The organism is Micromonospora yasonensis (assembly GCF_026013475.1).
Taxonomy (GTDB): domain Bacteria; phylum Actinomycetota; class Actinomycetes; order Mycobacteriales; family Micromonosporaceae; genus Micromonospora; species Micromonospora yasonensis.
The window spans coordinates 1-8,229 of the sequence record NZ_JAPDPH010000277.1 but is presented as its reverse complement, the minus strand read 5'-3'; the positions used below and the strand labels follow the sequence as shown (position 1 = coordinate 8,229).

Genomic DNA, 8,229 nt, shown 5'->3' with positions numbered 1-8,229 from the left:
GGCCACGACCACCACCATCACTGACGGCAGCCGAATCGACACATCCGTCCGTGACCCGGACGGCGCTGGAACCAGCAGCGCACGGGGGGAAACACCAGTCATATTCCGTCGCAGGGCCGGCCTGGACCCGCCCACACAGCTCGCGGGAGCGCAGCGATGAGACATCACACGATCCTCCGATCGGTGGCCGTCACGGCCGCCGCACTTCTCCTCGCGGCCTGCGGATCATCGCCGACCGCGTCCGGCGGCGGGCCGGCCCGCAACGACAAGGCGGAGAAGGCCGCCGCCAAGGCGCAGGAGGTCTACGACCGCATCAACGGCCTCAGCGGTGAAGAGCGCCGCAAGACCCTCGTCGAGCTCGCGGAGAAGGAGGGGAAACTCTCCATCTACACCTCGAACACCGACATGGACAAGCTGGTCGAGGGGTTCGAGGACGCGTACGACATCGAGGTGAGCGTCTACCGCGGGAACTCCGAGTCGGTGCTCCAGCGGATCCTGCAGGAGCAGCAGGCCAACTACTTCGGCAACGACTTCGTCGACACCAACGCCGGGGAACTGAACGTCCTGAGCAAGGAGGGGATGTTCCACCCCTACAAGGGCGAGTTGCGGGACAAGGTCCGCAAGGAGGGCCAGGCGGACGGCTGGACCGCTGCCCGCTTCAACGCCTTCGTCGTCGGCTGGAACACCAACAAGGTCAAGCCGGGCCAGGAGCCGAAGTCCTTCGAGGAGCTTGCCGACCCCAAGTGGAAGGGCCAGGTCTCCATGGAGGTCGGCGACGTGGACTGGTTCGCCGGCCTCTACAAGTACTACCTCGACCAGGGGAAGTCCGACGCCGAGGTCCGCGACCTGATGACGCGGGTGGCCGCCAACTCGAAGATCGCCAAGGGCCACACCACCCAGGGTGAGCTGCTCTCCGCCGGCCAGTTCGGGGTGACGGTCTCCTCCTACAGCCACACCATCGACAAGGCCGAGGACAAGGGCGCTCCGGTGAGTTGGCACCCGGCCGCGGGATCTCCGGTCCAGCCGGTCCTGCTGCGGCCCAACGGTATGGGGCTGATGAAGACCGCCACCAACCCGGCCGCGGCGATGCTCTTCGCCGACTGGGAACTGACCGAGGGGCAGAAGATCCTCGAGAAGGCGTTCCGGATCGGCGCGATCCCGAGTGAGAAGGACCCGCTTGCCGGCCTGCAGGTTGTCGCCGTGCCCGAGCAGGAGCTGCTCGCCAACGGCAAGAAGTGGGACGACCTCTACGCCGACGTCGTCCGCGCCGGACAGGCGATCAAATGACCTCCGTACCGCCCTCGCATCCGCGACGGACGCCCGAGGGCGGGTCGGAGATCGTCCTGCGGCAGGCCCTGCCGGACCAGGGCTGAGTGACCGGCGTGCGGCGGCCCGGCCGCCGCACGCTCCCACTCCGACAACCCCCGAGAACCGACTGGTGCAAGGAAAGGTGAGGGTATGACCACGGCATCGCCCGCCGTACCGGCCATCGAGCCTGCGGCGAAGAGCCGGCGGCGCCGGTGGTGGCCGACGCCAAAATTGATCATTACCGTCGGGGTCGCCTGTGTGATCGGTTACCTCGCTCTCGTACCCCTCTACTACCTGCTGTGGGGAACGTTCTTCGACGCCGAGGGCTTCACGCTGGGCGGTTTCGCCCGGGCTTACGGCGACGATCGGATCGGCCCCCTCGTGGTGAACTCGCTGTGGTTCGCCGTGGGCGCGGCGCTCCTGTCGCTCGCCGTCGGCACCGCCCTGGCCTACCTCAACGTGCGGACGGACGTGCCGTTCAAGGGGCTGTTCTTCGCCGCGTCGATCATCCCGTTGATCATCCCCGGGATCCTGTACACCATCTCGTGGATCTTTCTGGCCAGCCCGGACATCGGCCTGCTCAACGCGGCGCTCGAGCCGATCTTCGGCCGCGGCGTCCTGGACGTGTTCACTGTCTGGGGGATGATCTGGGTCGAGGGCCTGCACCTCTCGCCCATCGTGTTCCTCCTGATGGTCGCGGCGTTCCGCTCGATGGACCCCTCGCTCGAGGAGTCAGCGCTCATGTGCGGCGCCAGCCGGTGGCAGGTCTTCCGGAAGATCACCGTGCCGCTCACCCGTCCCGCCATCGTCGCGGCCGTGCTCATCATGACCGTACGCAGCCTCGAGAGCTTCGAGGTCCCGGCGCTGCTCGGACTGCAGAACGGCATCTACGTCTTCACCAGCCGCATCTACTTCGTGCTGCGCAGCTACCCGCCGGACCTGGCCGCCGCCGGCTCGCTGGCGCTCGGGCTGCTGGTGCTCGCCATGATCGGCGTCGCGATCTCCAACATCGTCGGCCGGTCCGGGAAGAACTTCCAGACCGTGACCGGAAAGGGCTTCCGACCCCGCCCGATGGAGCTGGGCAAGTGGCGGCCCGTGATGGGTGCGGCGATCGTCGTCTACTTCTGCCTCACCGTCGTCGCGCCGCTGCTGGTGCTCCTCTACACGTCGTTGCTCAAGTTCTACCAGCCCCCGTCGCTCGCCGCGATCAAGACGATGTCGCTGGACAACTACCGCGAACTGCTGGAGCTGTCCCAGGCGATGACGGCCCTGAAGAACTCCCTCTTCCTCGGCCTCGCCTCGGCGACCCTGGTGATGGCGGGCATGGCGGTCGCCGCCTGGATCGTCGTCCGCTCGCGTATCCCCGGACGGCAGCTGGTCGACCAGTTCGCCTTCGTACCGCTCGTGATTCCGGGTCTCGTGCTCGGCCTCGCGCTCTCCTTCGTGTACCTGCGCAGCCCCATCCCGATCTACGGCACGATCTTCATCCTGCTCATCGCCTACTGCACCCGATACATGCCCTACGGAATGCGCTACGCGATCACGTCGATGCATCAGATCTCCGCGGAGCTGGAGGAGTCTGCCCAGGTCAGCGGCGCAAGCTGGTGGCAGACGTTCCGCCGGGTCCTGCTGCCGCTGCTGTCGCCCGGCCTCCTGGCGGGCTGGATCTACATCCTCGTGGTCTCGTTCCGCGAGCTGTCGAGCTCGATCCTGCTCTACAGCCCCGGCAACGAGGTGCTTTCCATCCTCATCTTCGAGCAGTACGAGAACGGCAAGTTCACCGTCCTGTCGGCGCTCGGCGTCGTCATGGTGCTCACGCTCGTCGTCCTCGTCGCCATCGCATACAAGCTCGGCGCCAAAGTCGGGCTCAAACAAGACTGAGCCGCCGAAGCCTCAGGAGGGCAACATGCTCCACGTCCAGAACCTCGTGAAGACCTTCGACGGTGAGCGGCGACGTCGGTCCCACGCCGCCGATCGCGACCGGGCGCGTGTTTTCGCGGTCAACGACATCAGCTTCGAGGTCGAGAACGGCTCACTGTTCACCCTGCTCGGGCCGTCGGGTTGCGGAAAGACGACGACGCTGCGCTCCGTCGCCGGGCTCGAACGACCCGACTCCGGCACGATCAAGGTCGGCGACCGCGTGCTCTTCGCCGGCCAGGCGGGCGGCAAGCCGGTGAATGTCCCCGCGAACGAGCGGGGGCTGGGCATGGTCTTCCAGTCCTATGCCATCTGGCCGCACATGACGGTCTTCGACAACGTCGCCTTCCCCCTGCAGGTGAAGAAGCGCGCCACCCGGCCCCCCAAGAAGGAGATCGCCGAGCGGGTGATGCGGGTGCTCCAGACGATGGAGCTGGCCGACCTCGCCGACCGCCAGGCGACCAAGCTCTCCGGCGGCCAGCAGCAGCGGCTCGCCCTGGCCCGCGCCCTGGTCATCGAGCCCCCGCTGTTGCTGCTCGACGAGCCGCTGTCCAACCTTGACGCCAAGCTTCGGGAGTCGCTGCGCTACGAGCTCAAGCGGCTGCAGCGCGAACTCGGGATCACCTCGGTGTACGTCACCCACGACCAGGTGGAGGCGCTGGTGCTCAGCACCTCGATCGCGGTGATGAAGGCCGGCAACGTGATGCAGCTCGGGCGCCCGCGCGAGATCTACGAGAATCCCAACTGCCGCTTCGTCGCCGAGTTCATCGGCACGTCCAACTTCATCGCCGGCACGGTGGCGGAGCGGGAGAACGGCCGTTACGTGGTCAACACGGCCGATGGTCCGCTCGTGCTGGACTCGGCCGTGACGGTCCCGCCCGGCACGGACGTCGTCGTCTCGATCCGCCCGGAGGCGGTGGAGGTCAGCACCACGTCCCGGTCGGGCGAGGTGCCGAACGAATGGACCGGCAACGTCCTGACCCGCGCCTTCCTCGGCGAGGCCGTCGACCACGTCGTGGCCGTCGGCCGGCACGAGATCCGGGCGCGCGGGAACCCCTCGGTCTCCATCGAGCCGGGTACCGAGGTCCACCTGCGGATGGACCCCAGCAAGCTGACCCTGGTGCCGGTCGACTGAGGTTGCCGCGTGAGCGCGAGGAGTGAGCCGGCTTTGCGAGCCCCGCAGTCGCGAACGGAATGCAGGACCGCATGAAGCTGCCCGAGGTGCTGCGCAACCGCGACTTCAACCTCTACTGGGCGGGTGTCGTTCTGTCGCAGATCGGCAGCCGCGGCGCGATCGCGGCCAACTTCTACCAGGTCTACCAGCTCACCGGCTCGGTCGCGTACACCGGCCTGGTCGGCGCCGGCCAGGCCGTGGCGCTGCTGGTGCTCAGCCCGCTCGGCGGCGCGCTCGCCGACCGGGTCGACCGTCGCCGGCTGCTGCAGGCGGCCCAGGCCGCGGCGATGCTCGTCGCCGTGGTGCTCGCCTGGCTGACCGTGACCGGCCGGGCGCAGGCCTGGCACGTGGTCCTCTCCGTGGTGCTCACCACCGCTGCGGCGACCTTCGACCAGCCTGCCCGGCAGGCGCTGATCCCGGCCCTGGTGCCCCGAAGCCAGATCGGGCAGGCCGTCGCCCTGCTCAACCCGTCGCGGGAACTCGCGGTCCTGGTCGGACCGCTGACGGCCGGCGTGCTGATAGCGGTGGCCGGCCCCGGCCTGATGTACGTCGTCGACGCGGTCTCGTACGCCCTGCTCGTGGCGGTGCTCGCGCTGCTGCGGATCCCGGCCCTGCCGACACCCGCCGTGCGCCGCTCCGTGCTGGGCTCCATCGTCGAGGGCGGCCGGTACATCTCCCACCGCCCGCTCATCTACCACCTCATGGCCCTGGACCTGTCGGCGACCGTGTTCGGCGCCTACCGCGTACTCCTGCCGGTACTCGCCGTCGACGTGCTGCACGTCGGCGCGGCCGGGTACGGCGCATTGTCGGGCGCGCCGTCCGCCGGAGCCCTGCTTGCCACGTACGGCGTGTTCCGCACCGTCGACCGCAGCCGCCGCCAGGGGCGGGTGCTGCTGGTGTCCACCGCGCTGTACGGCGTGGCGGCGCTGCTGCTGGCGTGGTCGCCGATTTTCGTTCTGGCCATCGCCGCCGCCGGCCTGCTCGGCGCGTGCGACGCGATGGCGACCACCATCCGGCACGCTGCCGTGCAGATCGACACGCCCGACGAACTGCGCGGTCGGGTGACAGCCTTCTACCAGATGTCGTCGCGGGGCGGTCCGGCGATCGGCGACGTGCTCGTCGGAGCCTTCGCCGGGCTGGTCGGGCCGGTGGCGGCCCTCACCGTCGGTGCGTTCGGCCCGATTCTCGTGGCGGCCTCGTACTGGTGGCGGGGGAGCGTGGTGCGGTCCTACACCGGGGCGGTGCCCGCGCCCGAGGAGGCCAACGACGCGGCGACGGCGACCGCCGAGGTAGCCACCGGACCAACGACCTCCGGCGGCACCTGACCCCTTGACCTGCCGGCAAGGCGTCTTACCCCCCCCAGCACGCCTGCCGGTCTCCGCTGCTGGGCGCCGGCGATGCCCCCGCCGGCGCCCAGCAGCACCTCATGTCTGGTTCATCGGCAGGTGTGGCCGGTCGTGCGGGTGCAGCACGTCGGCGGCCACATCGCTGCTGAATGCCAGGGGCCCACCGGGGCGGTCAGATCGGACACGGCCTCGGCGGCGGCGAGCAGGTCCTCGGCGGTGAGCCGCGCGGGGTCCGCGGCGACGTCCGGGTGCCGGGCCAGCGCGGCAAGGACCACCTTGCGGGCGCGCCGACCGTCGAAGCCCGCGCAGCGGTCGGCGAGCTTGGCGTGCAGGCCGGCGTCATCGGCGAGGTGCCGCAACGGTGGCCAGAGCGTGGCGAGTTCGGTGAGCGAGGAGCGAATGATGCGGGCGAGCACGTCCTGGTCCGGCAGGTCGAGTTCGAGCACGAGGTCGGCCCGGGACAGGAAGGCCTCGTCGACGGCCGTGGTGAAGTTCGTCGTCGTCAAGAGCAGAACGTGCGGGCATGCCGCCTGCAGGGCGTCGAGGCCGGCGAGGACCGCGTCGGTGGCCCGGTGCACGTCCACCGGGTTGGTCTCGAAGGAGGCGGCAGCCCGACGTACGGCGAGGGCCTCCACCTCGTCGACCAGGACGATGGTGTGGGGACGGCGGGCCGCGAGTTCGGGCAGCGTCTCGGTGAACAGGCGACGCACCGCGCGCTGGCTCTCGCCGAGCATTTCGCTCGGGAAGGCGTGCGGGTCGATCTCGACGAATGTCGTCGCGCCCCGCTGGGCGACCCTGCTCGCGGCGGCCTGGGCCAGCCCCTGGCACAGGGTGGTCTTGCCGGTGCCCGGCGGTCCGGCGAGGACGACCAGGCCGTGCGGGGGACCGGACAACGACCGCAGAGCCCGACCGTGCCGCAGCACGAGGATCGCCGTTCCCAGCAGCTGTTCCTTCGTGCCGGGCGGCACGAAGATCGAGTCCCAGGGGCCGTCGTGGTGGTCGGCCGGCAGGGCGTGGATTCCCTTGATGCCGGGTGGCAGGCGTACGTCGGCCATCGGTCCCCCCTCAGGGCCAGGTGGGGCGTTCGAGTGCCGGCCACTGGATGGTGGACGGGTCGCCGGCCTGCCGGTCCCGGATCTGGGTGGGTGGCTCCTCGAAGAGCACGAGTGGATCGCACAGGGCCCGCATCGTCTCGAGCAGGCTGTCGAACATGTGGATCCGGACGACCTTCGCCGTCCGCTCCGGGTCGTCGTTGAAGTGCTGGTGCCAGAGGAAGTGGTCGACGATGATCAGGTCACCCTTCTGCCACGGGTGGTTCGTACCGCCCTCCGGCTCGGTGCCCAGGTACGAGTGGCCAGATCCGTCGAGGACGTAGAGCCATGCCTCACCGGGGTGCCGGTGCATGGACTGGCCGCGGCCGGGGCCGATCTCGAACATCGCCATGGTGATGCCGGACGCCTGGTAGCCGATGGCGCGGTCGAGCAGGAAGGTGGTCCGGGTGCCCCGCGGCGTGTTGACCAACTCCAGGTCGTCCCAGCTGGTGTGTAGTCGACCGGCCCGGCGGGCCCGCTGCTCGCGGCCGAGTCGGCGCACCCGGCGTGCGTACGGGTCGTCCCCCGGCTGGTCGGCGGTGAAGGCGGGCCGTCCGGGCAGTTCGGCGACAGAGGTGTGGCCGGCGTCCTCCAGGATGGACATGCCCATCGTGGCGAGCATCGGCTCGCTGGAGAAGCTCAGGTAGCGGGCGGTTCCGGTGCCCTCGTTGCCGGACCGGTGCCAGGACCAGGCGGGGATGTGCAGTGAATCGCCGGGGCCCCACTCGATGCGCTCGCCGTCGATCTCGGTCCAGCCCCAGCCGCCGACCACGAACAGCATCGCGTCCCAGGAGTGGCGGTGGACGGTGGTGGTCGTGCCGGGGTCGAATTCGTGCACCAGCGCGTCCATGGTGCGGGTGGGTCGGTCGCCGTCGGCGCCGACGTAGACGCCCACTCGGCTTCCGCGTTCGGTGGCGTGCAGGACCACGTCGTCGGCGGCGGCGACGTCCCGATGGTTCTGCCGCCAGTCCTCGAGGAACTTCGCGCGTCGGGTCTTCTGGACGTGGTAGTGGCTGACGCCTGTGGTCGTGCGGGTCGTCACGAAGTTACCTCCAATGGACTGACCATTAGTCGTCACTCTGTCAGGTGGAGGTGTCAGGCGCAATAGCAGGGCCCGTCTGTCGGCCGTCCGGCCCGCTGCCGGACGGCGGTGGCCGTGGGACCCACCGTGGCGTCCGCGCGCAGTAGTCGTCGTACGCCGGGCCGAACCGCTCGCGCAGGCGCTTCTCGTCCTTGCGCACCCGGTCGGCGAACCATTTCACGTGCCACCCGAGCAGTCCCGCCGCGACCGGGGACCGGGACGAGAGTGCGAGCCCGGCCAGGAAGAGCAGATGACCGCCGTACATCGGGTTGCGCGTCCAGCGGTACGGGCCGTCCTCGACGAGGCGGTCCG

General features: G+C 69.6%; 7 protein-coding genes. 4 read left to right on the top strand and 3 right to left on the bottom strand.

Translation table 11 applies throughout. The features are described from left to right. Nucleotides 1-183 precede the first annotated feature (183 nt). The 4 genes from ONA70_RS32535 to ONA70_RS32520 all read left to right on the top strand — a co-directional run bounded on the left by ONA70_RS32535 (nucleotide 184) and on the right by ONA70_RS32520 (nucleotide 5,724). A complete protein-coding gene (locus ONA70_RS32535) occupies nucleotides 184-1,287 on the top strand; it encodes an ABC transporter substrate-binding protein (protein ID WP_265010323.1) in 1,104 nt (367 codons plus the stop codon). A gap of 171 nt (nucleotides 1,288-1,458) precedes the next feature. After that, nucleotides 1,459-3,189, top strand: a complete 1,731-nt coding sequence (locus ONA70_RS32530) for an ABC transporter permease (RefSeq protein ID WP_265010322.1) — start codon at nucleotides 1,459-1,461, stop codon at nucleotides 3,187-3,189. A gap of 25 nt (nucleotides 3,190-3,214) precedes the next feature. Beyond that, entirely contained in the window at nucleotides 3,215-4,360 is a 1,146-nt protein-coding gene (locus tag ONA70_RS32525; RefSeq protein ID WP_265010321.1) for an ABC transporter ATP-binding protein, read from the top strand. A 71-nt stretch (nucleotides 4,361-4,431) separates the two neighbouring features. Next, a complete protein-coding gene (locus ONA70_RS32520) occupies nucleotides 4,432-5,724 on the top strand; it encodes an MFS transporter (protein WP_265010320.1) in 1,293 nt (430 codons plus the stop codon). A gap of 110 nt (nucleotides 5,725-5,834) precedes the next feature. On the opposite strand, the gene ONA70_RS32515 is transcribed toward ONA70_RS32520, so the two are convergent. From ONA70_RS32515 to ONA70_RS32505, 3 genes are all read right to left on the bottom strand, one after another. Beyond that, nucleotides 5,835-6,800, bottom strand: coding sequence for an AAA family ATPase (locus ONA70_RS32515; protein ID WP_265010319.1), 966 nt, complete (start codon nucleotides 6,798-6,800; stop codon nucleotides 5,835-5,837). A 10-nt stretch (nucleotides 6,801-6,810) separates the two neighbouring features. Further along, nucleotides 6,811-7,878, bottom strand: a complete 1,068-nt coding sequence (locus ONA70_RS32510) for a cupin domain-containing protein (RefSeq protein ID WP_265010318.1) — start codon at nucleotides 7,876-7,878, stop codon at nucleotides 6,811-6,813. A 40-nt stretch (nucleotides 7,879-7,918) separates the two neighbouring features. Then, nucleotides 7,919-8,229, bottom strand: a 311-nt coding sequence (locus ONA70_RS32505) for a methyltransferase family protein (protein ID WP_265010317.1), incomplete at its 5' end; no start/stop codon positions are given.

What these genes read in the sequence shown, in the direction of transcription:
- ONA70_RS32530 (WP_265010322.1), top strand. Translation starts at nt 1,459, where the DNA reads ATGACCACGGCATCGCCCGCCGTACCGGCCATCGAGCCTGCGGCGAAG.
- ONA70_RS32525 (WP_265010321.1), top strand. Translation starts at nt 3,215, where the DNA reads ATGCTCCACGTCCAGAACCTCGTGAAGACCTTCGACGGTGAGCGGCGA.
- ONA70_RS32520 (WP_265010320.1), top strand. Translation starts at nt 4,432, where the DNA reads ATGAAGCTGCCCGAGGTGCTGCGCAACCGCGACTTCAACCTCTACTGG.
- ONA70_RS32515 (WP_265010319.1), bottom strand. Translation starts at nt 6,800, where the DNA reads ATGGCCGACGTACGCCTGCCACCCGGCATCAAGGGAATCCACGCCCTG.